Below are 24,625 nucleotides of genomic sequence, written 5' to 3' on the forward strand. Positions count from 1 at the left end.
AGCACAATCGGTGCCAGAACGCTTGTTGAAAAAGGATAGCCGGGCCATAACGAAAGAGCCCGGCGCAGGGCCGGGTTCTTGTCACGCAGTGGGGGCTGTTACATGAAGTCGGACACAGGGATATCCTGCGCCATTTTTCGGTAGGTGTTTTCATCGGTGGCGGCGAGCAGGCTCCTGCCGTCCTTGAGCGTTGCTACAAAGGTTATCTCTTTCTCTTCGCTCGCCAGGAACATGCCGGCGGCAGCTCCCACGGGGCCTAACATCAATGCACCTGCAAGACCGAACCCGATAGTGTCATCCATTTTCCTGTTTGATGCTTTGCTGGCAATTTCCATTGACTTGATTTCGTCCTGTTTGAAACAGATTCCAGGCCATGGAAAGAGGGGGGTTACAAGAGTAATGGTGCCAGCACGGTATTCCCCATTACCTTGAAGAAAATCACCCGCTAAAACATTGATCTTAGCCATGTGCATTTCCCCATCGTTTCATCCAATACCCATTGCGCGCCCCATTACAGGGCGTGTCAACAGGCTGGAGGGGCGGATAAGGGCTTTATGACGAATGGTTTGACAAAGCGTGCAGTTATTTGCGGCAAGATATTTCAATGATGAGGTTTGTTGTTTAAAGGCGCTGAATCGAGACTTTTTGTCATATGGCCCTGACGATAAAACAGGCTGCCCGATCCTGCCGGACAGCCTGAATGTTCGCTATCAGGCCGCAGAAGCCTCCTGTTTCAGCGTGGCCATATCAATCACGAAGCGATATTTCACGTCACCCTTGAGCATGCGCTCGTAGGCCTCGTTGATATCTCGCATCGCGATGATTTCGATATCCGAAACAATGCCGTGTTCGGCACAGAAATCCAGCATCTCCTGGGTTTCCTGGATGCCGCCTATCAATGAACCGGCCAGGCTGCGACGCTTGAAGATCAGCCCGAACACGGCCGGTGATGGGTGAGGCTCGGCAGGTGCGCCAACCAGCGTCATGGTGCCGTCACGCTTGAGCAATCCCAGGAAGGCATCGAGGTCGTGGGGCGCGGCGACTGTATTGAGGATGAAGTCCAGGCTGTTGGCCTGTGCTGCCATTTCGGCAGGGTCTTTGGAAACCACGACTTCATCAGCGCCCAGGCGCAGGCCATCTTCACGCTTGTTGGGCGAGGTGGTGAACAGCACCACATGCGCGCCCATGGCGTGGGCAATCTTCACGGCCATATGACCCAGCCCGCCAAGGCCGACGACACCGACCCGTTTTCCTGGCCCGACTTTCCAGTGGCGCAGCGGTGAGTAGGTGGTAATGCCTGCACAGAGCAACGGAGCGACAGCAGCCAGATTGTCGCTGTGGGAGATGCGCAGGACGAATTTCTCCTTGACTACGATATTGTCGGAGTAACCGCCAAAGGTGTTTTCGCCACCAAAGACCGGGCCGTTATAGGTGCCGGTAAAACCGTTCTCACAGTATTGCTCTTCACCTTCGGCGCAGGAGGCGCAGTGTTGGCAACTGTCGACCATGCAGCCGACGCCTGCCAGGTCTCCCACCTTGAAGTGCTTGACGTCGGCGCCCACAGCGGTGACCCGGCCGACGATTTCATGGCCCGGTACCGAAGGGTAGAGCGTGTTGTGCCATTCGTTACGGGCGGTGTGCAGGTCCGAGTGGCAGACGCCGCAGTACAGAATGTCTATCTGTACATCGTCGGCACCGGGAGTGCGGCGTTCAAAACGATAAGGTTTCAGGGTGTCGGTCGGTTTCTGGGCGGCGTAACTGTAAGTCTTGACCATTGCGATCACCTTTTGCGAAGGGTTGAAAGAAGTCGTAAGCCAGCATAGCGGTTGAACAGGCTTCGATTATTACAACGTGACCCGATTCGACCTGCTCAAGAACCGGATAGTGCCGACTGAGTGTCAGCTTTTCTGTCGTAAGGAGTGCTTGATGCACTTCGTAATACACACTTTCTTGCCTTCAATCACATATCCTGCTTGCCACCCTCGGGCGCTGCCGCCGAAGATAGCCGCAGCCAGTTACAGGATTTGGTGTTTTTCATGCAGGTTCCTCCTTTTTCCCCGGCCTTGAACCAATCCACCGATGATTGCGCTGCATCGCCTGCGCTTTCCAGTGAAGCGCTCATGGAAACCTTGCTGCGCGAGGCGCGCATCAGCATGCCCGATGTGGTCTGGGCGGCTTACGGTGCCGGTACGCACAAGCGCCTGCTGGGGAGTGGATCTGCACAGGCCGATTGGCTGGGCGAGATTCCCTGTGACGGTTTCGATGACTTCTGCAACAAGCGCCAGTTGCATCGCTGGGTCGTGGGCATGGGCGAAACCCCGCTGGGCTGGCTGCTGGCACCCAAGGCCGAATCAGCCAATCCGGCCCTGGCCGACCTGGCCTTGCGACTGGGCTATCTGTTGCAAAGTGTCGCACTGGTAAGAGCGCAGAATACTCAGCGGGTGCTCTATGAAATCAGTCATCTGGCCAGCTCGACACGGGATCGCAGCACCTTCCTCAAGGGCATCCACAAGCAACTGGCGACGCTGATCGATGCCGAGAACTTCTATCTGGCGCTTTATGACGATCAGAGAGAAAAGATCACTTATCCCTATTACATCGACGTAGCCGATCACGAGGCGATGGAGCCGGAAAGCTTCGAGTACCTCGACCGCTCGCGGCTGAGCATGACGGGCTATGTGCTGACCACGGGCCAGCCGTTGTTCGTCGATGCCACGGCTATAAAGCAGGCTCAGGCTCAGGGGCTGTTCTTCTGTGAGGGCCGTCCTTCCGAGTTCTGGATGGGCGCACCGCTGAAGAAATCATCCGACGAAGTCTTCGGCATGCTGGCCATGCAGGTATACGACGTCTCGCGCATCTATAGCGTCGAAGACCGCGCGCTGTTTCTGGTGGTTGCCCGGCATGTGGCGATGGCGCTGGACCGGATTCTGCACCGGGCCGACCTTGAGCATACCGTGCTGCTGCGCACCCAGCAGTTGTCTGCTGCCAACGACGCCCTGAGGCAAGAGGTGGCCGATCGCGAACGGGCGGAGCACCTGCAGAGTGCGCTGTTCCAGATTACCGAGCTGTCCAGCCAGCCGGGTGACATGGCGGAACTGTTCCATAGCCTGCACATGATCGTCGGCGAGTTGCTGGTGGCCTACAACTTCTATATCGCCCTTTATGACGGCTCCACCGAAGAAGTGACGTTCCCCTATTACAGCGATGAACGACTGGCCACGCCGCCCAGGTCACGGCGTGGTCAGCGTGGCTTTACCGAGTATGTCATCCGCCAGCGCCGTCCTTGCCTGATTGATCGTGAAGATGCTTACAGGCTGGAAAGGGAAGGCGAGATCGAGACCCAGAATGACTCCAATCGGTCCTCATCCTGGCTGGGCATACCTTTGTTCGAGGGGGATGATGTCCGGGGCGTGCTGGCGGTGCAGAGCTATTCGCAGAATGTGAGTTACACCCTGCGGGATCAGGAACTGTTGACCTTCGTCTCCCGGCACATCGACACGGCTCTGTCCCGGCGAAGCGCCGCCGAAGCGATCCATACCGCCAATCTTCGGCTGGAGGCGCGGGTTCAGGACCGTACCCGTGAGCTGGATCTGGCCAATGCCCGGCTTCAGCATGAAAACTCCCATGACTCGCTCACCAGCCTGCCCAATCGCAGCCAGTTGCAGCAGCGTCTGAAAGAGGCCTGGCAGGCTTTCAATCAACATGACCAGCAATTGGTGGTCATGTTTATTGACCTGGACCGGTTCAAGGTCGTCAACGACAGCCTGGGTCATCACTTTGGCGATATCCTGTTGGTCCAGGCGGCTGCGCGGTTGCGCAGTTGTATCCGCGATTGCGATCTGCTTGCGCGTCTGGGGGGCGATGAGTTTGCTGTGCTGGGGATCGGTGCGCCGCTGGCTGTCGGGGTCGGGATTGCCGAGCGCATTCTTGAAGCGTTCGACCTGCCGTTCTTTATCAGCGGCCATTCGGTCTTTTCTTCGTGCAGCATCGGTGTGGTCGGGGCTGATCGTCAGTTTCATCAGGAGCCAGCCGAGTTGCTGCGCGATGCCGACACGGCCATGTACCGGGCCAAGAATGGCGGTCGTGACAGCTTTGTGGTGTTCAATCAGGAGTTGCGCCGTGAGGTTTCCGATCAGGTCGAGCGTGAGGGCGCACTGCGCAAGGCGCTCAAGCACACCAATGAGCTGATTCCGTATTTTCAGCCGATTATCTGCGTCAATACTGGCAAGCTGTTTGCCCTTGAAGCCCTGATTCGCTGGCGTCAGCCCGATGGCCGGGTCATCGCTCCCGGCAGTTTTCTACCGGCTCTGGAAGGTTTGCGCCTTATCGGTCGCCTGGACATTTACATGTTGCAGCGCGTCATTGCCATTCTGGCCGATCCGGCCAATGCCCACTGGCCGCCGGTGCATGTGAACTGCTCCAGTTACAGCATCACTCGCCCTGAATTTGCCGCAGAGGTGCTGAACCTGCTGACGGAATATGGTGTTGCGCCTTCGCGCCTGTGCCTTGAACTCACCGAGGGGGCGCTGGTGGCCGATCCGGCGCAGGCGCGTGAGTCCATGAAGCAGTTGGCCGACAAGGGCATGTCGGTGGTGCTCGACGACTTCGGTGCAGGTTTCTCGTCGCTCAGCTATGTGCATCAGTATCACTTCAGCGGCCTGAAGATCGACAAGTCCTTTGTTCTGGAACTGACGACCAGCGCCAGAAGCCGGGCGATTGTGCGTGCCATCGTGCGGATGGCCGAGTCTCTTGATCTGACCGTGGTAGCGGAAGGCGTTGAGGATCATGCGACTCTGGAATTGCTGCGGGGCATGGGGGCGGGCCAGGCTCAGGGCTATTATTTCGCAATGCCGTTACCCCTTGAACAGCTCGATCTGAGCAAAGATATCGAGTTGGGCCTGCACTGGACCCAGGCCGGCAATGACTTGCCATGATCGGCAGTGTTTCTCCGTTTTCTTCCGGTCGTTGTTCGTGGTTCCTTTTTAAAGCCTTTTGAAAACAGTGGGTTGAAGGTTTTTGATACGGCTGGCACTGGTTTTGCTGCGTAAGGGTCGCACCCACCGCAGGAGGTGAAAGATGATTATCAACAACGGCACGCTCGAAGGTCTGGTTTCCAGATTCGTCGGGCGCAAGACAGTGGATGAAGTTTCCCAGAACTCATTCAGTACTGTTGCGGCTGCTGAGAGTCTGGTTCCGGCTGTTAATCCGGTGACCGCCAGGGCTGACAGTTCCGCGTCCCAGGACAGTACCAAGAGCAACAATGGCTATGACGAATCCTTTGCCCGGATGATGTTCAACATCAAGACCCTGGCCGAGAAAACCCTGTCCGAGAAAACCGCCGACAGCGACAATGGTGTGATCGCATCGAACGGGGCGGGCAGCACGACCAGCACCGGTAGTTCGACCAGCTCGATTCAGCAGGAATTCATGGATTACATGAAGCAGACTGCCGAAGAGAAAATGCGTGAAAAACTCACGGGTGTCAGCAAGGCTGAATATGAGGCCATGAGCCCTGAAGAGAAGCTGGCCGTGGACAAGAAAGTCCAGGAAGCCCTCAAGGGGCATCAGACTGCGGCTGTTGATGACATCAATGCGAGAATCAATGGCATCAAGGCCGGGATGCTTGCGTAGCGCTCTTTCGCGAATGAATTCGCTCCTTCAACCCGCGTAGGAGCGACTTCAGTCGCGAAAATCACGCCAGCTGATGCCGATACGGCAGATCCGGTCCCACCCTGGTGCAGGTCAGCGCCGCCGCCCTGACGGCAAAGCCGAGCATTTCATCCAGGGCTTCCCGTGTCAGTGATTCAAGACTTTGCGGCGTATCCAGCTGGCGCTCGCTGAGAAAGGTCAGCAAGGCCGCCTGGAACGTATCGCCTGCGCCCACCGTGTCCACGGTCTTGACGCTTTGCGCCGCCACCGACCAGCTCCCGTGTTGCCGGGTAAAAATGCTGGCACCTTCCGAACCCCGGGTCAGAACCACCAACTGGCAGCGTTTGCTCAGCCATTCTTGCGCAATGCTTTGCGGATCGCTGTCCGGGTAGAGCAGGTGCAGGTCTTCATCGCTGACCTTGATGATATGCGCGTGTTCGGCAAAGGCGCGGATCTGAGCGCGCCAGCGTTCTATGTCCGGCTCCGGGTTGAGCCGCACGTTGGGGTCCAGGCTGATAAGCCGGTTGTTGCTCTCCCGGGCGACCAGCGCCAGCACGGTATCGGCAATCGGCTGCACAACCAGCGAAAACGAGCCGACATGAATGCCGCGCACTTTCTCATCCAGAACGGGCAGGTGCTCCAGCCGCAACTGCCGGTCGGCACAACCCTCGCCACGAAAACTGTAGGTGGGCGAGCCATCGGCACCGACCGCCACCATGGCCAGTGTCGTAGGCGCTTCAACGTCGATCAGGTAAGCGGGGCTGACCGCTTCCTGATCAAGTACGGCACGCAAGCGGCGACCCAGGTAGTCGGTGGACAGCCCGGCGAAAAAAGCGGCCTCGACCCCGAGGCGGCGCAAACCGATCGCCACGTTGAAAGGTGAACCCCCGGCAACGGCTTCAAGGCCCAGCCTGTTGAGCGAACCGTTGTCGTCCGCTCGGGTGAAAATATCGAAAAGAGCTTCGCCGCAGACAAGAAACATAAGTGCTCCGTGAAATGGCAGGGATCAGACTGCCCGCAATTGATCCTGATAACGTGCGTAGACGCGCTCGTAAGCGGCCACATTTTCTGCGACAGGGTAGGTTTCGCTGTCGGGGTCGAGCCTGACGCAGCGTTCGCAAAGTGTGTGCAGATCCGTTGCTTGCCCATTCTCGCCAGAACTGCACCAGGCCGCCTGAATAGCAGCGCCCAGGGCCGCCGCTTCGGCGTACTCGGTGCAAATGACTGGAGTATCCATGATGTCGGCAATCATCTGCCGCCAGATGGCGCTTTTCGAGCCGCCACCGATCAGGCGGATGGTCTGGCTCTTGATACCGCTGGCCCTCAGCAGGTCCAGCCCGTAGCGTAATCCGAGGCTGGTTCCTTCAACCACGGCCCGGCACAGATTGGCCTGGGTCAGGTTGGTGCTGTTGAGGCCCAGAATGCTGCCGGTGGCATCGGGCAGGGCGGGGACTCGTTCGCCGTTGAGAAACGGCAGCATGAGCACACCTTCCGCTCCGATGGGTGATTGGGTGACGGCCTGATTGAAACCGTCGATATCCAGCGTGAACAACTCGCGAATGGCACTAGTGGCGTTGGTCAGGTTCATGGTGCAGATCAGCGGCAGCCAGCCATCGGACGAAGAACAGAAGGTTGCCACCGACGCTTGCTCGCTGACAAAGGGCTGATCGGCAAAGGCATACACGGTGCCTGATGACCCAAGGCTCATGGTGATCAGGCCGGGCTTGATATTGCCGGTGCCGATGGCCCCCATCATGTTGTCGCCACCGCCGCTGGACACCACCGCGTCAGGGTTCAGGCCCAGCAGGCTGGCGATTTCGCCTCGAATCGTGCCGACTTTGTGCTGTGCCGGCAGCAACTCAGGAAGCGCCTTGCCCAGACGACCAGTCGGATCGATATGCGCCAGCAATGGCAAGTCCCATTCCCGGGTGCGCACATTGAAGTAACCGGTCCCCGACGCATCGCCATAGTCCGTGCAGCAACGCCCGGTCAGCCAGTAATTGAGGTAATCGTGAGGCAGCAGGATCCTGTCGATACGCTCGAACAGTTCCGGGTGCTGCTCCTTGGTCCACAACAGCTTGGAAACCGTATAGCCCGGCGCAATGACCAGCCCCAAACGTTGCAGCGAACCTTGCTCGCCCCCCAGATAATCCAGCAGGCGCTGGTTCTCGGGTGTGGTTTCGGTGTCGCACCATAATTTGGCCGGGCGCAGCACCTGGCCCTGAGCGTCCAGCAGCACCAGGCCGTGCTGCTGACCGGAAACGCCGATGCCCCTGATCTGCTGGCCTGAAATACCAGCCTTGGCCAGCGCACTGCGGGTCGCCAGCGCCAGCGCGTCCAGCCACTGCTGCACATCCTGTTCGCGTCGGCCATGGGCGTTGCTGATCAGACTGTGAGGGGCAGAACCTTCGCCCAGTACCTGACCGCTATCAGCATCCAGAATGATCGCTTTTGTACCTTGGGTCCCGCAATCGATTCCAAGAAACATGGTTGCCTCTCAAAGGCCGTTGGCCAGGATTTTTTCCAGTGTACCGCTGACTCCCAGGTCCCGCAGATTATTGACGTTCTGCTCGAAAGCAGCGACGAATTCGGCAGAGCGCGGGATTGCCAGGCCAAAGATTTCTTCCACGCCGAGCAACCGCTGGGTCAGCAACGCATCGTCGGCCACCAGGGCCTGACAGAAGTCAGCCCGTGGGTCGGGAATCCGGTAGGGGGTGCCGTTTTCGTCCACGCCCTTGAGGTACAAGGCCCAGGCAGCCACCACCAGTGAAGCGCGCTCCAGATTGCCTTGGTCGAGAATCAGCCGGTTGATGGTCGGAATCGTGAACTTGGGAAATTTCGAGGAGCCGTCCGAACACACCCGCTCCAGCTGGTCGGCAATCGCCTGATTGGAGAAGCGCTCGATCAGGGTGTCCTTGTAGCCCTCCAGATCGATACCCGGTACCGAGGCCAGTTGCGGGGTGACATCCAGGTCCATGTAGGTGCGGATATAGCGCACGAACAGCGGATCGTTCATGGTTTCGTGAACGAAGCGATAGCCTTTCAGGAAGCCCAGATAGGTCAGGGCCAGATGGCTGCCGTTGAGCAGCTTGATCTTCATTTCTTCGTAGGGGGTCACGTCGTCGGTGAACTGCACGCCGACCTTTTCCCAGGCCGGGCGACCATTGACGAACTTGTCTTCCAGTACCCATTGCACGAAAGGCTCGCACACCACTGGCCAGGCGTCGTCGATATGTTTTTCATCGGCCAGTTTCAGGCGATGGGCCGAGCTGGTCATGGGCGTGATGCGGTCGACCATGGCATTGGGGAAGCTGACGTTTTCGGCAATCCAGTCATGCAGGTCGGCGTCGCGCAGGGCGGCAAAGGCCAGCAGCGCCTTGCGGGTCACGGCGCCGTTGTGGGGCAGGTTGTCGCAGGACATCAGGGTAAAGGCCGGTATGCCGGCTGCACGCCGACGGGCCAGCGCAGCACACAGAAAGCCGAATACTGTGCCGGGAGTATTGGGGTGGGTCAGGTCGTGGCGGATCTGCGGCAGGTGCGCCATGAACTGGCCGTTGCTGTCATCGATGCAGTAGCCGCCTTCGGTGATGGTCAGCGAAACGATGCGGATGTCCGGGCTGGCCAGTTTGTCGATCAGGGCCTGGGGATCGTCTTCGGCCAGCAGCATGCCGCTGATGGACGCGATGATCCGGGTTTCGGTGTCCGGTGTGTCGCCCAGCTCATACAGGGTGTAGAGATAGTCCTGGCCGGCCAGTGCATCGCGCACGCTTCGGTCTTCGGGACGCAGGCCGACGCCGCAGATGCTCCAGTCCAGCCCTTCGCCGCTGTTCATCAGCGCATCGGTGTAAAACGCCTGATGCGCCCGGTGAAAGCCACCGACGCCGATATGGGCGATGCCGTGGCGGGTTTCGCTGGCCGAGTAGGCGGGGCGGGCAATATCGGCGCCCAGTTGTGACAGGTTCTGTTTGTTCAGTTTCATGTCAGAGGCTCTCCAATACGTTAAGCAGCGACCGCTACGGCCTTGGCAATCACCAGTCCCTGTTCATCGAACAGATGGCAATGGGCGCTATCGAGATGCAGGTTCAGGGTTTCGCCGTACTGGCTAGCCAGATCGCCACGGATACGCATGGTCAGGGCTTCGCCCGAGCGGGTACGGACATGGCAATAGGTATCGCTGCCCAGGCGTTCACTGACATCGGCGGTGACCTGCAACTGACACTCGCCACTCTGGGCAATGTTCAGATGCTCGGGACGGATACCCAGCGTGACCGGAGCCCCGACACTCAAGCCGGCACGGCTTACCGGCAGGGTGATGCGTGTACCGGCATCCAGTTCGACTTCGCACTCATGGCTGTCGACCTGGCTGAGCCGGCCCTTGAGGAAGCCCATTTTCGGCGTGCCGAGAAAACCTGCGACAAACAGGTTGGCCGGGTAGTGATACAGCTCCAGTGGCGAGCCCACCTGTTCCACCTTGCCGCCATTGAGTACCACCACCTTGTCGGCCAGGGTCATGGCCTCGACCTGATCGTGAGTGACGTAAATCATCGTGGCCTGCAGCTCCTTGTGCAGGCGCGACAGCTCCAGCCGGGTCTGCACCCGCAAGGCGGCGTCGAGGTTGGAGAGGGGTTCGTCGAACAGGAAGATTTTCGGGTTGCGCACGATGGCCCGGCCAATGGCGACCCGCTGGCGCTGGCCACCTGAAAGTTGCTTGGGTTTACGCTCCAGCAGTGGCCCAAGCTCCAGGATGCGTGCGGCTTCATCCACTTTCTTCTTGATCTCGGCCTTATCACCGCCCGCCAGGTCCAGGGCAAAGGACAGATTCTTGCCCACGGTCATGTGCGGGTATAGGGCGTAGGTCTGGAACACCATGGCCAGGTCGCGCTTGGCCGGTGTGACCTGGGTGATCTCGCGGCCATCGAGTTCGATGCTCCCCGAGGTGACTTCCTCAAGCCCGGCAATCAGGCGCAGCAGGGTGGACTTGCCGCAACCCGACGGGCCGACAAAGACCACGAACTCGCGGTCCTTCACATCGAGGTCGATGCCTTTGATGATCTGATGGCCGTCGAAGCCTTTTTGCAGATTTCTGATACTGAGATTAGCCATGCTTGACTCCGTTTTTATTCTTGAATTCGGGCTATTTGACTGCGCCGAACGACAGGCCGCGGACCAGTTGTTTCTGGCTGATCCAGCCGAAAATCAGGATCGGTGCGCAGGCCAGGGTCGAGACGGCCGAGAGCTTGGCCCAGAACAACCCTTCAGGGCTTGAGTACGAGGCGATGAGTGCAGTGAGCGGCGCGGCGTTGGACGAGGTGAGGTTCAGGGACCAGAAGGCCTCGTTCCAGCACAGGATCAAGGACAGCAGCGCCGTCGAGGCCAGGCCGCCCTTGCAGATCGGCATCAGCACCCGGAATATTTCCTGGCGCGTGCTGGCACCGTCCAGACGCGAGGCTTCGAGGATTTCTCCCGGAATGTCCTTGAAGTAGGTGTAAATCATCCAGACCACGATCGGCAGGTTGATCAGCGTGTAGATGATGATCAGCGCCAGACGCGAATCCAGCAGGCCGAAGGTCTTGGCCAGCAGGTAGATCGGCATCAGCACGCCCACCGGCGGCAACATCTTGGTGGAGAGCATCCACAGCAGCGTGCTCTTGGTGCGCTTGGTTTCAAAGAAGGCCATGGAGTAGGCCGCCGGGATTGCCACCAGCATGGACAGGATCGTGGCACTGAACGAGATCAGCACCGAGTTCCAGGCAAAGTGGAAGTAATCGCTGCGCTCCTGAATGTGCAGGTAGTTTTCCAGCGTCGGCGTGAAGAACAGTTGCGGCGGCGTTGCGAAGGCGTCGATCTCGGTCTTGAAGCTGGTCAGCACCATCCAGAAAATCGGGAAGAATATCAGTGCGGCGATAAGCCAGGACAAGGCCCCGAGCAGCAGGCTTTGCAGGCGTCGTGATTGTTTGAGCGTCATCATGGCAAGGCCCTCATGACTTGTCGGTGAGGTTTTTGCCGATCATCCGGATCAGGATGATCGCCGCGATATTGGCAATGACGACCGCGATCAGGCCGCCCGCCGAGGCCATGCCGACATCGAACTGCAGCAATGCCTGGATGTAGATCAGGTACGCCAGGTTGGTCGAAGCGAAGCCCGGGCCACCATTGGTGGTGGTGAATATTTCGGCAAACACTGAGAGCAGGAAAATCGTCTCGATCATCACCACTACGGCAATCGGCCGGGCCAGGTGGGGCAGGGTCAGGTGCCAGAAAATCGCAATCGGGCCAGCGCCATCGAGTCGCGCCGCTTCCTTCTGCTCCTGGTCCAGCGACTGCATGGCGGTCATCAGGATCAGGATGGCGAACGGCAGCCATTGCCAGGAGACGATGATAATGATCGACAGCATCGGGTAATGGGCGAACCAGTCGACGGGTTCTGCACCGAAGAAGCGCCACACGGCGGCCAGCACACCAGACACCGGGTGAAAGATCAGGTTCTTCCAGATCAGGGCGCTGACGGTGGGCATGATGAAGAACGGCGAGATCAACAGCACCCGTACGATGCCGCGGCCGAAAAACTCGCTGGCTTCCAGCAGGGCGGAAATCAATACGCCGAGGATCACGCTGATCGCCAGTACGCTGCCCACCAGCAACAAGGTATTACCGGCACCGGGCAGAAAACCGCTGTCGGTGACGAAGTACGTGAAGTTTTCCAGCCCGACGAATTCGTTTTCACCGGGGCTCAACAGGTTGTAGCGAATCAGCGAGAAGTAGATGGTCATGCCCAGTGGCACGATCATCCAGACCAGCAAGAGCGCCACGGAAGGGCTGACCAGAAACCATCCGGGTTTGAACCGGCTGTTTCTGGCCTTTGGGGTCTCGCCGGATAAATCCGGACGAGCAGGAGTGGCTGAGGTCTTCATGGGGAACTCCGAACCGGGATTTGCCTGTCAGCGGGAGTCGAGGGGCTGGCGCCCCCCGGCTTGAGTCACGCGGTCTACTTTTTCGGGTAGCCGGCTCTTTTCATGTCGCGCTCGGTGGAGTTCTGCGCCATTTTCAAGGCGTTCTCCACGGTCGACTGGCCGATCAGGGCTGCCGAGAACTGCTGGCCGACACTGGTGCCGATGGCCTGGAACTCGGGAATGGTCACCAACTGGATGCCCACGTAAGGCACCGGCTTGAGGGTCGGGGTCTTGGGTGTCACAGCCATCAGGGACTTGAGGGTGATATCGGCGAACGGTGCGGCTTTCTTGTATTCATCGGTGTAGGTCGATGCACGTGTGCCTGGTGGCACGTTGGAAACGCCATCCTTCTCGGCAACCAGCGCGGCATATTCCCTGGACGTTGCCCACTGAGTGAAGGTCTGTGCGTCCTTGGTGTTCTTGGCGCTGGTCGGAATCGCCAGCGACCAGGAGTACAGCCACGACGAGCCTTTTTCCGTCACTTGATGAGGTGCATAGGTGAAGCCGACATGGTCTGCCACCTTGCTCTGGCTCTTGTCGGTGACAAAGGAGCCTGCCACGCTGGCATCGACCCACATGGCGCACTTGCCGCTGTTGAACAGCGCCAGGTTTTCGTTGAAACCGTTGCTCGATGCGCCCGGTGGCCCGGATTGCTTCATGGTGTTGACGTAGAAGTTGAGGGCGTCTTTCCATTCCGGCTGATCGAACTGGGGTTTCCATTGTTCATCGAACCAGCGTGCACCGTAGGCGTTGGCCACTGTGGTAATCAGCGCCATGTTCTCGCCCCAGCCAGCCTTGCCGCGCAGGCAGATGCCGTATTGCTCCTTGGATTTGTCCGTCAGCTTGCCCGCGAACTCGGCAATCTGGGTCCAGGTCGGACGCTCCGGCATGGTCAGGCCGGCGTTCTGGAACAGATCCTTGCGGTAGTAGGTGATCGAGCTTTCCGCATAGAACGGCAGGGCGAACAGCTTGCCATCCACCGACAGCCCGTCGCGCACGGAAGGGAATACATCATCGAGCTGGTAGCTGGCAGGCAGGTCTTTCATTTCCTGCAGCCAGCCCTTGGCGCCCCAGAGTGAGGCTTCGTACATGCCGATGGTCAGCACATCGAACTGGCCGCCCTTGGTGGCAATGTCGGTGGTCAGGCGCTGGCGCAGGACGTTTTCTTCCAGCACGACCCAGTTGAGCTTGATGTCGGGATGCTGTTCTTCAAAGGTCTTGGAGAGGCGTTGCATGCGGATCATGTCGCTGTTGTTGACCGTGGCGATGGTCACGGTTCCTGCAGCAGCGGTGCCGCCGAACAGGAAACCGGCGCTGAGGACTGAACTGGCAAGCAGGAATTTTGCTGAGGTCTTCATGGGTCACTCCTCTTCCATGCTCGGAGAGCCTGGAGGGTCGGTTATTGTTTTTGTCTCTTCCGGAGGTAAGGAAGATGTGAGCTGATTACACCGGCCTTGAGGCGCGATGACAAATCCTGCGCCGCACTTCAACTGATACTTTTTTGCATTCGGCAAGGGTGTGAAAACCCACTGCAGCCGCGCCAAGGCAGGCTGCAATGCAGAATCAGCGTAGACGAGATGGCCGCAGGCAGGGTGAATCAGTACAGGTTCTGCTCGGTCAGGCGCTGGACGGCAAGGCGTCGGTAATGGGAGGGCGTCATGCCTTTGAGTTGCTGGAAACGGCGGTTGAAGTTGGAAATGTTGTTGAAACCCGACTCGAAACAGATATCCGTCACCGGCTTGTCGCCGTCGGCCAGCAGCTCGCACGACTTGCTGATGCGCAGGCGATTGACGAACTCCACGAAGCAGCGCCCGGTGGCCTGTTTGAACACCCTGGAAAAGTACGTGGGTTTCATCCCCAGGTACTCGGCGACCTCTTCAAGAGGCAGTTCGCGCCCGTAATGGGCAAAGATATAGTCCACCGCCCGGTTGGTCCGCTCCACGCTGTGCTCGTCGGCCATGTGCGACACCGTGGTCCCCGAGAGCAGTTGAAAATCGTCGCTGGCCGCCAGCAGTTCCAGCAGAATCAGGAAGTGCCCGAGCCGGGTGATACCGCTGGAGTCGGCGATTTTCTGCATCAGCTTCATGGCCTGACGGATCGTGCGTTTGCAGCGAAACTCGATACCGTACTGGGCGCGCTCCAGCAGGGGGGTCAGGCTCTTGAGTTCGGTAAACACCTGATTGCCGCTTTCCAGCAGCTCATCGGTGAAGTTGACCAGCATGTCGCGCTTTGGCACCACTTCATCTTCCTGGATCTGGCTGATCCAGTTGTGCGGCAGGTTAGGCCCGGTGAGAAACAGGCTGCCTGGATTGAAGTTGCCGATATAGTCGCCGACGAATACCTTGCCGGAGCTGGCGACGATCAGGTGCAGTTCGTACTCCTTGTGGAAGTGCCAGCGCACCAGCGGGCAGGGAAAACCGTGTTCGCGATAGATGATCGACAGGCCATTGTGGTCGTCCATCAATTCGTAGGAAGGGTCTGTAATTCTTGCTGTTCTTGTCATGGTCTGACCGCCTTCAGAAGTTGCCAGTCTGCTAATGTGCCTCAATTGTTCTGTTCATGCCCAGTCGTCTAATGTTGTCCGCATCGAAACCGGAGTCATTGCCTGATGAAACAGATCCTTCTGATCGGTATTGGTGCCGGAGATCCCGAACAAATTACAGTGCAGGCCATCAATGCCCTGAACCGCGCCACTGTGTTCTTTCTTCTGGACAAGGGCTATGCCGAGGATGATCTGCTGCGCCTGAGAAAAGACATCTGTCAGCGTTATATCCAGAACGACGACTATCGACTGGTGCAGGTCCGGGACCCGCAGCGCGAAGATGACCCTCAGGGCTATGAGCGCGGCATCGAACATTGGCATGAGCAGCGGGCGGTTCTGTTCGAGCGGCTGATCGGTGATGAGCTGAGAATGGGGGAGGTAGGTGCGTTTCTGGTCTGGGGTGATCCGTCACTGTACGACAGCACCCTCAGGATTCTCGATCGGGTGCTGGCCCGGGGCCGGGAAGTTTTCGACTATCAGGTGATTCCCGGCATCACCAGTGTCCAGGCGCTGGTGGCGCAGCATCGCGTGCCGTTGAACCGGGTTGGCGAGCAGATTCGTATCACCACCGGCAGGCGACTGGCGGGTATGGCGGCAGATGAAGTGGACAATGTGGTGGTGATGCTTGATGCGCACTGTACGTTCGAGCGCTTTGTCGGGCAGGGGCTGGACATCTATTGGGGCGCTTATCTGGGCACGCCGGACGAGATATTGCTGTGCGGCCCGCTCGATCAGGTCGGTGGGCAGATCAGGCGGCTACGCGATGAGGCGCGCAGCCGCAAGGGCTGGATCATGGATACTTATCTGTTGCGCAAGGGCTGATTCAATCCTTGCGATTCTTCGCCTCAATCCACTGCGCCATATATTGGGTACTTTTGTGGTGGTGATGGCGCAGCATCGCGCCGGTGAAGTTGGCGAGGCGATGGCGGGGTAGATCCTGGCGCAGTGTTTCAATGCGTTCGATCAGGCTCGCGCAGTGTTGCTTGTGCTGAAAGCGTGTTTGCAGGATGGTCCGGCCCGCCGCCTGGGCTTCGGTCCATAAGGTTTGATCCTGATACAGGCGCACCGCCGCGCTGGCGATTTCGCTGGCACTGCGAGCGATGGTCCCCGGCCATGGCAGGTCGCCGCTCATGGCTTCGGCGCCCACGGGCGTTGTCACCGAAGGCGTGCCGCTGAGCATGGCATCCATCAGCTTGCCCTTGATACCCGCCCCGAAGCGTAGCGGTGCCAGACAAATACGCGCGCCGGACATCACCAGCAGGGCGTCTTCAGCCCAGTTCATGACATGAAAACCCTGCGCCGCATTATGCAGTGCCGTGGCCTTGGGCGGCGTATAAGCGCCGTAGATATGCAATTGCGCAGTCGGCAACTGTTGGCGAATCAGCGGCCAGATGGCGTTTTTCATCCAGAGGACTGCGTCCCAGTTGGGCGCATGGCGAAAGTTGCCGATGCTGAGAAAGTGCGCCCGCTGCTCGAACGGTGCCACGCTTTCCGGTACGCCATCGAGCATCAGCGGGCACCAGTGCAGCAGGGACTTAGGCACGCCAAACTGGTCGCTCAGCAAGTCGATCTCGACATCCGAAACCATCAGGTTCAGGTCGCAGCGATAGAGCGAGGCCACTTCCCTTTGCGCCAGATCGCTGCTGGCGATCCGGGCAAAGAGCTGCGAGTTATCTATATCGAAAAAACTATTTAAATCATCGGGTTGTGAAGATTCATTCAAGTGCTCTTTAAGCAGTTGATGGCGCGTGTGGCGCAGGCTCTGAAAGTCGCAGGTCTCCAGAATCCGCAAGGCATCGGGGCAATGCTTTTCTACCCGCCAGCCAAACTGTTCCTCGATCAGGAACTGGTCGAACAGCACCACATCAGGCTGAAGCTCGCTGACGAAGGTATCGAAGCTGCTGTTGTTGAGCTCGATGTGGACCTCGTCGATGCCCAGGCTTTGCAGGTCGGCCCGGTGTTCACCCTCGGTGGCCGGGCTGGCAAAGGTGATGTGCCAGTCCTGTTCGAGAAAACACTGGATCAGTTGCATGACATGGCCGCTGGCCGCCGAGGAACGGGGCTCGGGCCATACATAGCCAATGATCAACAGTCGGGTTTTTGCTCGCAGCGGCGTCTGGGCTGGGTGAAGGTCGTTATTAGCCAAGGATGCTTTTTACCTTGTCACGCAGGTCATCGATGGAAAACGGCTTTCCGATCGAGTACATGCCATCCGGGACCTCGATGTTTTCCGAATAGCCGCTGGCAAACAGGATCGGTAGTTGCGGGCGCAGTTGCCGTGTCTGTCGGGCCAGTTCCGTGCCGCGCATGTCAGGCAGGCCCTGATCCGTCATCAACAGGTCGATGTGGGTGGCGTCGTCCTTGATGTGGGCAAGCGCCTCCTGGGCATCCGCAGCTTCAAGCACCTGATACTCCAGTTCTTCAAGCACATCGACGATCAGCATGCGCACGATGCTGTCATCTTCGACTACAAGAATGGTGTTGGCTGTTTCAGGCATGGCAAATTCCTAAAGAATGGTAGTGAAGGCTATGCACCTGGCGCAGCCTGCGGGCTTTTGTACGAAAAGTCACTGCATTTGGATCATGTTGCCTTGAAAACAGGCCAATCTGATCGATAACAATCGACTCTGTGCCCGTGTCTATCCATCAGTAAATAAAACACAACCAGAAGTTCCATCTGATTTTAGTAGGTAGCTATCCTTTGCCAGGAGGCTTTACTTGCTGGAGGTGGCGAGCTTATCGCCGATTTATGTGTGAAATTTCAATCCTCTATGCGAGAAAAGTGAGTCTTTTTCTTGCTGTTACGGCAAACTCTACCGTTTTGATATAACGCCAGGGACTTTTCATGAACCGGACGTCTGTCGTCGATGAGCAGCGCTTTCGCAAATTACTGGTCCGCAACATCAGTCTGCCGCTGGGCGTTGGCGTTTTAAGCGCGCTTTTCTTTGCCATCCTGATCGGCTATCTGCTCTCGGTCATTCAGTGGGTCGAGCATACGGATCGGGTGCTCAACAGCACCAACCGTGCGATGAAGCTCTCCATTGACATGGAAACCGGCATGCGCGGTTTCCTGCTGACCGGGCAGGAAAACTTTCTTGACCCCTATGAAGTCGCGAAACCCTTGCTCAGGGCCGAGTTGAAAAACCTGGAAGAGCTGGTGTTCGATAACCCGACGCAAGTGGACCGTTTCCGCCGGTTGTCCACCTTGCAGGAAGAGTGGGGACATTTCGCTCAGGAAATGATCGAGATGCGCCGTCAGAACGGTGATTTCGTCCTCGCCACTCGTGCCGGGCGCGGCAAGCGCATTACCGATGAAATCCGTACCGAGTACGATCAGGTCATTTCCATGGAGCAGCAGTTGCGACTTGCCCGCAACGCTGACGTGACCCGCACGACCATTGCGTGCGTGGTGCTGTACATGATCTTTGTGCTGGCGGTCAGCGGCATCCTGGCGTATTTCGGAAGGCGTGACCTGCTTTCCCTGTCCACGACTTACAGCTCCAACCTGAACCAGCTTGAAGATAACGCCGAGCGTCTGCAGAAGGTCGCCTGGCTGCGCAATGGCCAGAGCGAACTGGCCGAGCAGGTGCTTGGCCAGTTGACGCTCAATACCCTCGGGCAGCATATCCTGCAGTTCTTCGCCCAGTACCTGGGCGCGGTGGTGGCGGCTGTCTATGTCCGTCAGGAGCACGGTGGCCTGTTGCGTGTCGCTTCTTACGGGTTCTCCCGGGAGCATGAGCAGCAGGAGCAGACAATCTTCAGTGGCGAAGGCGTCATTGGCCAGGCCGCACAGCAGAACCGCATCGTCACCCTGGACGGGTTGCCCGGCGATTACTTCAAATACAGCTCCGGCCTGGGCGAAGGTTTGCCGAGCAGTGTGGTCATCGTGCCGACCAGCAATGACGATCAGGTCAATGGTGTAATCGAACTGGGCTTCATGCGCGCACTCACCGAAAAGGACGTCGAGTTTCTAGAGCTGGTGGCCGCAAATATCGGCACCTCCATTGAAGCGGCGCGTTATCGCCAGCGTCTTCAGGAAGTCCTGACCGAAACCCAGCAGCTCAACGAAGAGTTGCAGGTCCAGCAGGAAGAGCTGCGCACCGCCAACGAAGAACTCGAAGAGCAATCGCGGATCCTCAAGGAGTCCCAGGCCCATCTGGAAACCCAGCAGGCCGAGCTCGAGCAGACCAATACCCAGTTGGCTGAACAGAGCCAGGCCCTGGAAGACCAGCGCGATATCCTGGACAGCAAGAACGAAGAGCTGAGCCTGGCTCAGGTGGAGTTGCAAGCCCGTGCCGATGAGCTGCAGCGCTCCAGCAAGTACAAGTCCGAATTCCTGGCCAACATGTCCCATGAGTTGCGCACGCCGCTCAACAGTTCGTTGATCCTGGCCAAGCTGCTGGCGGAAAACCCGACCGAGAACCTGACTCAGGAGCAGGTCAAGTTTGCCGAATCGATCTACTCGGCCGGCAATGACCTGTTGAACCTGATCAACGACATTCTGGATATCTCCAAGGTCGAGGCGGGCAAGCTGGAAGTCCGTCCCGAGAACAGCAGCGTGTCGCGTCTGGTGGATGGCCTGCGTGGCATGTTCCAGCCATTGGCGACCGAAAAGAATCTGGACTTCGTCGTGGAAGTGCAGCCTGGCACGCCAACCATGCTGTTTACCGACCGTCAGCGTCTGGAGCAGATCCTCAAGAACCTCTTGTCCAACGCCATCAAGTTCACCGAGAGCGGCACCGTGAGCATGATCGTCTCTCGTCAGCCGGGTTCGGGCATTGTGTTTACCGTGCGTGATTCGGGTATCGGTATCGCCCCGGAGCATCAGCAGAGCATTTTCGAGGCCTTCCGCCAGGCCGATGGCACCACCAACCGGCGTTACGGCGGCACCGGTCTGGGGCTGTCGATTTCCCGGGATCTGGCAGCCTTGCTGGGAGGCTCCATCAGCGTCACCAGTGCGCCGGGCCAAGGCAGCATTTTCTCTCTGGTGTTGCCAGAGCAGTACGTCGAGCAGGAGCGCGAAGAGGAGGGCGGCGAACGGTCGGTGATCATTTCGTCGCCTGTTGTCACGTTGCCGGTAGCAAGCCAGCCGGCTATCGAACCCAAGCCGGCAATGCCGGAGTCGGCCTTTGCCGATGATCGCCACAAGGCACCGTTCAGCGGGCGCTGCATTCTGGTCATCGAAGATGAAGTGCGGTTTGCGCAGATCCTTTTCGATCTGGCCCATGAGCTGGGTTACAGCTGTCTGGTCGCCCACGCCGCCGACGAAGGCTTCAACCTGGCCGCGGAGTTCACCCCCGACGCCATCCTGCTGGACATGCGCCTGCCGGACCACTCGGGCCTGACCGTGTTGCAGCGTCTCAAGGAGCTGGCGCCTACCCGGCACATTCCGGTGCACGTGATTTCTGTCGAGGATCGCCAGGAGGCCGCCATGCACATGGGAGCCATCGGTTATGCGGTCAAGCCGACCACCCGTGAGGAACTCAAGGATGTATTCGCCAGGCTTGAAGCCAAGCTGACCCAGAAGGTCAAGCACATCCTGCTGGTCGAGGACGATGCCTTGCAGCGCGACAGCATTGCGCGCCTGATCGGCGACGATGATATTGAAATTACCGCTGTTGGCTTCGCTCAGGAGGCGCTGGATCTGCTGCGCGAAAACATCTATGACTGCATGATCATCGACCTGAAGTTGCCGGACATGCTGGGCAATGAACTGCTCAAGCGCATGTCCACCGAAGACATTCGTTCCTTCCCGCCGGTGATCGTCTACACGGGGCGCAACATGACCCGTGACGAAGAAACCGAACTGATGAAGTACTCGCGTTCGATCATCATCAAGGGCGCCCGCTCGCCGGAGCGCCTGCTGGATGAAGTGACCCTGTTCCTGCACAAGGTCGAGTCGCAGCTCTCCAACGAGCGTCAGAAAATGCTCAAGACTGCCCGCAGCCGTGACAAGGTCTTCGAGGCGCGCAAGATCCTGGTGGTCGATGACGATGTGCGCAATATCTTCGCCCTGACCAGTGCCCTGGAACACAAGGGCGCTGTGGTGGAGATCGCCCGTAACGGCATCGAGGCGATTGCAAAGCTCAATGAGGTCGAAGATATCGATCTGGTGCTGATGGACGTGATGATGCCGGAAATGGACGGCTACGAAGCGACCGTTGAAATCCGCAAGGACCCTCGCTGGCGCAAACTGCCGATCATTGCAGTGACCGCCAAGGCCATGAAGGACGATCAGGAGCGTTGCCTGCAGGCAGGTTCCAACGACTATCTGGCCAAGCCCATCGATCTGGACCGGCTGTTCTCTTTGATTCGGGTCTGGCTGCCGAAAATGGAACGTATTTGAGTGATGGCGGCCCAAACGATTTATTTTCTCAGGTTTATCCATGGCACTTGATCGAAGCGCTGATATCGAGCTGCAACTGCTGATTGATGCGATTTATCTGAAATACAGCTATGACTTTCGGGACTATTCCGGCGCTTCCATCAAGCGCCGGGTGAACCATGCCCTGCGTCAGTTCGATTGCAGCACCATTTCTGCCTTGCAGGAGCGTGTGCTGCACGATCCGGCCGCGTTCATGCAGTTGCTGCAATTGCTGACGATTCCGGTCAGCGAGATGTTTCGCGATCCTTCGCATTTTCTGGCCATTCGCCAGGAAGTGGTGCCGTTGCTCAGGACCTATCCGTCGATCAAGGTCTGGATCGCCGGTTGCAGCACGGGGGAAGAAGTCTATTCGACGGCGATTCTCTTGCGCGAAGAGGGGTTGCTTGAACGCACCATCATTTACGCCACCGATATCAACCCAAGCTCCCTGGAAAAAGCCAAGCAGGGGATCTTCTCCATGGAAAGCGTGCGGGCCTATGCCGAAAACTACCGCAAGGCCGGTGGTCAGCGCGAGCTCTCGGATTACTACACCTCGGCCTATGATTACGCGATCTTCGACAAGACCCTGCGCGAGAATGTCACGTTCGCCGATCATAGCCTGGCCACCGACAGCGTCTTCTCCGAGACGCAGCTCATTTCATGCCGGAACGTGTTGATCTATTTCAACAAGAGTCTTCAGAACCGAACCTTCGGGTTGTTCCATGAGTCATTATGCCATCGCGGATTTCTCGCATTGGGCAGCAAGGAAACTCTGGATTTTTCCGAGTACAGCAATGTTTTTGAAACACTGGTGAAACCGGAACGGATCTACCGGAAAAAATGAAAACGACCTTCAGTGTCGAGTCGGCCGATTGCACTCTGCCGGCAGTGGATGCCATTGTCGTCGGTGCGTCGGCGGGCGGTGTGGAAGCGTTGCTGAAAATATTCGGCATGCTCAGGCCCGGCTTTCCTCTTCCGATCATTGCTGTCCTGCATCTGCCGGAGTCGCGGCGCAGCCAGTTGGCTCATGTATTCCAGAATCGTCTGGCGATACCGGTCAAGGAAGCTGACGACAAGGAGTCGATTGTGCCCGGCACGCTGTATTTTGCGCCTGCCGGTTATCACCTGTCGGTGGAGAACGATCACAGCTTTTCGTTGAGCCAGGAAGAGCGCGTATTTCATTCGCGGCCCAGCATCGATATTTTGTTCGATTCGGCTGCGGATGCCTTTGGCTCACGCCTTGCAGGCGTATTGCTGACCGGCGCCAATAACGATGGGGCACTCGGGTTGGCGCAAATAAACAGATACGGTGGTTTTACCGTGATTCAGGATCCGGATCAGGCCCTGGCGCGCACCATGCCCGAGGCGGCCCTGGCGCTCCATTCGCCTGATTACCTTCTGCCTTTGAATGAAATAGGCCAACTGCTGGTCAAGCTGGAACGAATCACATGCTAAATGAAATCCAGGCAAAACTGCTCATAGTCGACGATTTGCCGGAAAACCTGCTTGCCCTCGAAGCGTTGATCAAGCGTGATGACCGCACCGTATACAAGGCCTTGTCGGCAGACGAAGCCTTGTCCCTGCTGTTGCAGCATGAATTCGCCCTGGCCATTCTCGACGTGCAGATGCCCGGCATGAACGGTTTCGAGCTGGCCGAGATGATGCGCAGCACCGAAAAGACCAAGAACATTCCTATCGTGTTTGTCAGTGCCGCCGGGCGTGAACTCAACTATGCCTTCAAAGGCTACGAAAGCGGAGCCGTGGACTTCCTGCACAAGCCGCTGGATATCCATGCGGTCAAGAGCAAGGTCAACGTCTTCGTCGAGCTGTATCGCCAGCGCAAGGCGGTGAAAATGCAGGTCGAAGCGCTGGAGCAGAGTCGCCACGAACAGGAAATACTGCTCAAGCGTCTGCAGGCGACCCAGGGCGAGCTCGAACATGCCATCCGCATGCGCGACGACTTCATGTCCATCGTCTCCCATGAAGTGCGCACACCGCTCAATGGCCTGATCCTGGAAACCCAGTTGCGCAAGTTGCATCTGGCCAAGGACAACACAGCGGCTTTCACCCTGGACAAGCTGCGGGGCATGGTCGATCGCGACGAGCGTCAGATCCAGAGCCTGATCCGGCTGATCGAGGACATGCTCGATGTGTCTCGTATCCGCACCGGCAAGCTGTCGATCCGGCCAAACGCCTTTGACCTGAGCGAGTTGGTGGGCCAGTTACTGGAAAACTTCGCGGCCCAGATTGCCGCGACCGAATCCACCGTCACCCTGTTTGCCGAAGAGACAGTCATCGGGGTATGGGACGAGTTCCGGATCGAGCAGGTGGTGGCCAACCTGTTGACCAATGCAATGCGCTACGGTGCCCGCAAGCCGATCGAGGTGCATGTGTATTGTGAAAGCGGCGAGGCGCGGGTCGAAGTGATAGATCAGGGGATCGGGATTTCCGAGGAAAACCAGAAGCGCATCTTCCAGCAGTTCGAGCGGGTAACGGCCAAGCATGCCGTGGCCGGCCTGGGGCTTGGGTTGTTCATCTCCGAACAGATCGTTCTGGCCCATGGCGGCCGGATTGTCGTGGAGAGCGAAGAGGGCAAGGGCTCGACATTCCGGGTCTGCCTGCCGTTGTAACATTAATTTTTTTCATTCGTGGGTGGTGCGAAGTTTCAAAAAGATTTGCGCAACCTCTACCAAGCGCTGTGGTCGTATTGGCAGCTATTTACAGAACAAAAGGCAGTTCCATGAGCGCTGATGCAGAAAACGTCGTACTAATCGTCGAAGACGAACCCTTGATCCTGATGCTGCTGGCTGATTATCTGTCGGGCGAGGGCTATCGGGTCTTGCAGGCCTCCAACGGCGAGCAGGCGTTCGAGATTCTGGCGACCAAGCCCCACCTGGACCTGATGATCACCGACTATCGCCTGCCAGGCGGGTTCTCCGGTGTGATGATTGCCGAGCCAGCGGTCAAGCTGCGACCTGAGCTGAAGGTCATCTTTATCAGCGGTTACCCGGCGGAAATCCTCGATTGCGACAGCCCGATCACTCGCAAGGCGCCGATTCTGGCCAAGCCGTTCACCATGGAAACCCTGCACACGCAGATCCAGCGTCTGCTGGCCTGAGG

20 protein-coding genes are annotated in these 24,625 nt (G+C 58.2%); 8 read left to right on the forward strand and 12 right to left on the reverse strand.

Annotated elements, in window-relative coordinates; genetic code table 11:
- Nucleotides 1-98 precede the first annotated feature (98 nt).
- On the reverse strand, nucleotides 99-467 hold the full coding sequence (locus KGD89_RS11030) for a hypothetical protein (protein ID WP_025259838.1): 369 nt from the start codon (nucleotides 465-467) through the stop codon (nucleotides 99-101).
- Nucleotides 468-710: 243 nt separating this feature from the next.
- Entirely contained in the window at nucleotides 711-1,775 is a 1,065-nt protein-coding gene (locus KGD89_RS11035) for an NAD(P)-dependent alcohol dehydrogenase (RefSeq protein ID WP_025259839.1), read from the reverse strand.
- Nucleotides 1,776-2,120: 345 nt separating this feature from the next.
- Between KGD89_RS11035 and KGD89_RS11040 the strand changes: the two genes are divergently transcribed.
- Together KGD89_RS11040 and KGD89_RS11045 are read left to right on the forward strand one after the other, a co-directional pair.
- Entirely contained in the window at nucleotides 2,121-4,934 is a 2,814-nt protein-coding gene (locus tag KGD89_RS11040; protein ID WP_236249433.1) for a sensor domain-containing phosphodiesterase, read from the forward strand.
- Between the two features lie 142 nt (nucleotides 4,935-5,076).
- Entirely contained in the window at nucleotides 5,077-5,631 is a 555-nt protein-coding gene (locus KGD89_RS11045) for a hypothetical protein (RefSeq protein WP_025259841.1), read from the forward strand.
- A 61-nt stretch (nucleotides 5,632-5,692) separates the two neighbouring features.
- Here KGD89_RS11045 and KGD89_RS11050 read toward each other — a convergent pair whose 3' ends face one another.
- The 8 genes from KGD89_RS11050 to KGD89_RS11085 form a co-directional block, all read right to left on the reverse strand.
- Nucleotides 5,693-6,631, reverse strand: coding sequence for a carbohydrate kinase family protein (locus tag KGD89_RS11050; RefSeq protein ID WP_025259842.1), 939 nt, complete (start codon nucleotides 6,629-6,631; stop codon nucleotides 5,693-5,695).
- A 24-nt stretch (nucleotides 6,632-6,655) separates the two neighbouring features.
- A complete protein-coding gene (gene xylB, locus KGD89_RS11055; RefSeq protein WP_025259843.1) occupies nucleotides 6,656-8,137 on the reverse strand; it encodes a xylulokinase in 1,482 nt (493 codons plus the stop codon).
- Nucleotides 8,138-8,146: 9 nt separating this feature from the next.
- The gene (locus KGD89_RS11060) at nucleotides 8,147-9,628 is read right to left on the reverse strand and encodes a mannitol dehydrogenase family protein (RefSeq protein WP_025259844.1); all 1,482 of its coding nucleotides are present in this window, start codon (nucleotides 9,626-9,628) and stop codon (nucleotides 8,147-8,149) included.
- A gap of 20 nt (nucleotides 9,629-9,648) precedes the next feature.
- Nucleotides 9,649-10,752 carry an ABC transporter ATP-binding protein gene (locus KGD89_RS11065; protein ID WP_025259845.1) on the reverse strand — a complete coding sequence of 368 codons (1,104 nt, stop codon included), beginning with the start codon at nucleotides 10,750-10,752 and terminating at the stop codon, nucleotides 9,649-9,651.
- Nucleotides 10,753-10,783: 31 nt separating this feature from the next.
- Nucleotides 10,784-11,617, reverse strand: a complete 834-nt coding sequence (locus KGD89_RS11070) for a carbohydrate ABC transporter permease (RefSeq protein ID WP_025259846.1) — start codon at nucleotides 11,615-11,617, stop codon at nucleotides 10,784-10,786.
- Between the two features lie 10 nt (nucleotides 11,618-11,627).
- Nucleotides 11,628-12,560 (reverse strand): carbohydrate ABC transporter permease, encoded by a 933-nt coding sequence (locus KGD89_RS11075; protein ID WP_025259847.1) that lies wholly within the window; start codon nucleotides 12,558-12,560, stop codon nucleotides 11,628-11,630.
- Nucleotides 12,561-12,634: 74 nt separating this feature from the next.
- Entirely contained in the window at nucleotides 12,635-13,957 is a 1,323-nt protein-coding gene (locus KGD89_RS11080; protein ID WP_025259848.1) for an ABC transporter substrate-binding protein, read from the reverse strand.
- 239 nt (nucleotides 13,958-14,196) lie between these two features.
- Nucleotides 14,197-15,102, reverse strand: a complete 906-nt coding sequence (locus tag KGD89_RS11085; RefSeq protein ID WP_025259849.1) for an AraC family transcriptional regulator — start codon at nucleotides 15,100-15,102, stop codon at nucleotides 14,197-14,199.
- Nucleotides 15,103-15,207: 105 nt separating this feature from the next.
- Here KGD89_RS11085 and cobF point away from each other — a divergent pair, with 105 nt between their 5' ends.
- Complete coding sequence (gene cobF / locus KGD89_RS11090) at nucleotides 15,208-15,963, forward strand: precorrin-6A synthase (deacetylating) (RefSeq protein ID WP_025259850.1); 756 nt, start codon at nucleotides 15,208-15,210, stop codon at nucleotides 15,961-15,963.
- 1 nt (nucleotide 15,964) lies between these two features.
- Here cobF and KGD89_RS11095 read toward each other — a convergent pair whose 3' ends face one another.
- Nucleotides 15,965-17,287, reverse strand: a complete 1,323-nt coding sequence (locus KGD89_RS11095; protein ID WP_025259851.1) for a glycosyltransferase — start codon at nucleotides 17,285-17,287, stop codon at nucleotides 15,965-15,967.
- Nucleotides 17,280-17,639, reverse strand: coding sequence for a response regulator (locus KGD89_RS11100; protein ID WP_025259852.1), 360 nt, complete (start codon nucleotides 17,637-17,639; stop codon nucleotides 17,280-17,282). The genes KGD89_RS11095 and KGD89_RS11100 overlap by 8 nt, the downstream gene beginning before the upstream one ends.
- A 347-nt stretch (nucleotides 17,640-17,986) precedes the next feature.
- On the opposite strand from KGD89_RS11100, the gene KGD89_RS11105 reads away from it, so the two are divergent.
- The 5 genes from KGD89_RS11105 (at nucleotide 17,987) to KGD89_RS11125 (ending at nucleotide 24,623) form a co-directional block, all read left to right on the forward strand.
- Nucleotides 17,987-21,487 (forward strand): response regulator, encoded by a 3,501-nt coding sequence (locus KGD89_RS11105; RefSeq protein ID WP_025259853.1) that lies wholly within the window; start codon nucleotides 17,987-17,989, stop codon nucleotides 21,485-21,487.
- A 40-nt stretch (nucleotides 21,488-21,527) separates the two neighbouring features.
- Nucleotides 21,528-22,349: a CheR family methyltransferase gene (locus KGD89_RS11110; protein ID WP_025259854.1), complete on the forward strand. Its 822-nt coding sequence runs from the start codon at nucleotides 21,528-21,530 to the stop codon at nucleotides 22,347-22,349.
- Nucleotides 22,346-22,960, forward strand: coding sequence for a chemotaxis protein CheB (locus KGD89_RS11115; protein WP_025259855.1), 615 nt, complete (start codon nucleotides 22,346-22,348; stop codon nucleotides 22,958-22,960). Before KGD89_RS11110 ends, KGD89_RS11115 begins: the two co-directional genes overlap by 4 nt.
- Entirely contained in the window at nucleotides 22,954-24,135 is a 1,182-nt protein-coding gene (locus tag KGD89_RS11120) for a hybrid sensor histidine kinase/response regulator (RefSeq protein ID WP_025259856.1), read from the forward strand. Before KGD89_RS11115 ends, KGD89_RS11120 begins: the two co-directional genes overlap by 7 nt.
- Nucleotides 24,136-24,245: 110 nt before the next feature.
- Nucleotides 24,246-24,623, forward strand: a complete 378-nt coding sequence (locus tag KGD89_RS11125; RefSeq protein WP_025259857.1) for a response regulator — start codon at nucleotides 24,246-24,248, stop codon at nucleotides 24,621-24,623.
- Nucleotides 24,624-24,625: the final 2 nt, after the last annotated feature.

The sequence above is a fragment of the Pseudomonas cichorii genome, assembly GCF_018343775.1.
GTDB classification, from domain to species: Bacteria; Pseudomonadota; Gammaproteobacteria; order Pseudomonadales; family Pseudomonadaceae; genus Aquipseudomonas; species Aquipseudomonas cichorii.

Bases quoted from the DNA above. Each gene is read 5' to 3' on its own strand.
- KGD89_RS11030 (WP_025259838.1), bottom strand. From the start codon at position 467: ATGGCTAAGATCAATGTTTTAGCGGGTGATTTTCTTCAAGGTAATGGG.
- KGD89_RS11035 (WP_025259839.1), bottom strand. From the start codon at position 1,775: ATGGTCAAGACTTACAGTTACGCCGCCCAGAAACCGACCGACACCCTG.
- KGD89_RS11040 (WP_236249433.1), top strand. From the start codon at position 2,121: ATGGAAACCTTGCTGCGCGAGGCGCGCATCAGCATGCCCGATGTGGTC.
- KGD89_RS11045 (WP_025259841.1), top strand. From the start codon at position 5,077: ATGATTATCAACAACGGCACGCTCGAAGGTCTGGTTTCCAGATTCGTC.
- KGD89_RS11050 (WP_025259842.1), bottom strand. From the start codon at position 6,631: ATGTTTCTTGTCTGCGGCGAAGCTCTTTTCGATATTTTCACCCGAGCG.
- xylB (WP_025259843.1), bottom strand. From the start codon at position 8,137: ATGTTTCTTGGAATCGATTGCGGGACCCAAGGTACAAAAGCGATCATT.
- KGD89_RS11060 (WP_025259844.1), bottom strand. From the start codon at position 9,628: ATGAAACTGAACAAACAGAACCTGTCACAACTGGGCGCCGATATTGCC.
- KGD89_RS11065 (WP_025259845.1), bottom strand. From the start codon at position 10,752: ATGGCTAATCTCAGTATCAGAAATCTGCAAAAAGGCTTCGACGGCCAT.
- KGD89_RS11070 (WP_025259846.1), bottom strand. From the start codon at position 11,617: ATGATGACGCTCAAACAATCACGACGCCTGCAAAGCCTGCTGCTCGGG.
- KGD89_RS11075 (WP_025259847.1), bottom strand. From the start codon at position 12,560: ATGAAGACCTCAGCCACTCCTGCTCGTCCGGATTTATCCGGCGAGACC.
- KGD89_RS11080 (WP_025259848.1), bottom strand. From the start codon at position 13,957: ATGAAGACCTCAGCAAAATTCCTGCTTGCCAGTTCAGTCCTCAGCGCC.
- KGD89_RS11085 (WP_025259849.1), bottom strand. From the start codon at position 15,102: ATGACAAGAACAGCAAGAATTACAGACCCTTCCTACGAATTGATGGAC.
- cobF (WP_025259850.1), top strand. From the start codon at position 15,208: ATGAAACAGATCCTTCTGATCGGTATTGGTGCCGGAGATCCCGAACAA.
- KGD89_RS11100 (WP_025259852.1), bottom strand. From the start codon at position 17,639: ATGCCTGAAACAGCCAACACCATTCTTGTAGTCGAAGATGACAGCATC.
- KGD89_RS11105 (WP_025259853.1), top strand. From the start codon at position 17,987: ATGAACCGGACGTCTGTCGTCGATGAGCAGCGCTTTCGCAAATTACTG.
- KGD89_RS11110 (WP_025259854.1), top strand. From the start codon at position 21,528: ATGGCACTTGATCGAAGCGCTGATATCGAGCTGCAACTGCTGATTGAT.
- KGD89_RS11115 (WP_025259855.1), top strand. From the start codon at position 22,346: ATGAAAACGACCTTCAGTGTCGAGTCGGCCGATTGCACTCTGCCGGCA.
- KGD89_RS11120 (WP_025259856.1), top strand. From the start codon at position 22,954: ATGCTAAATGAAATCCAGGCAAAACTGCTCATAGTCGACGATTTGCCG.
- KGD89_RS11125 (WP_025259857.1), top strand. From the start codon at position 24,246: ATGAGCGCTGATGCAGAAAACGTCGTACTAATCGTCGAAGACGAACCC.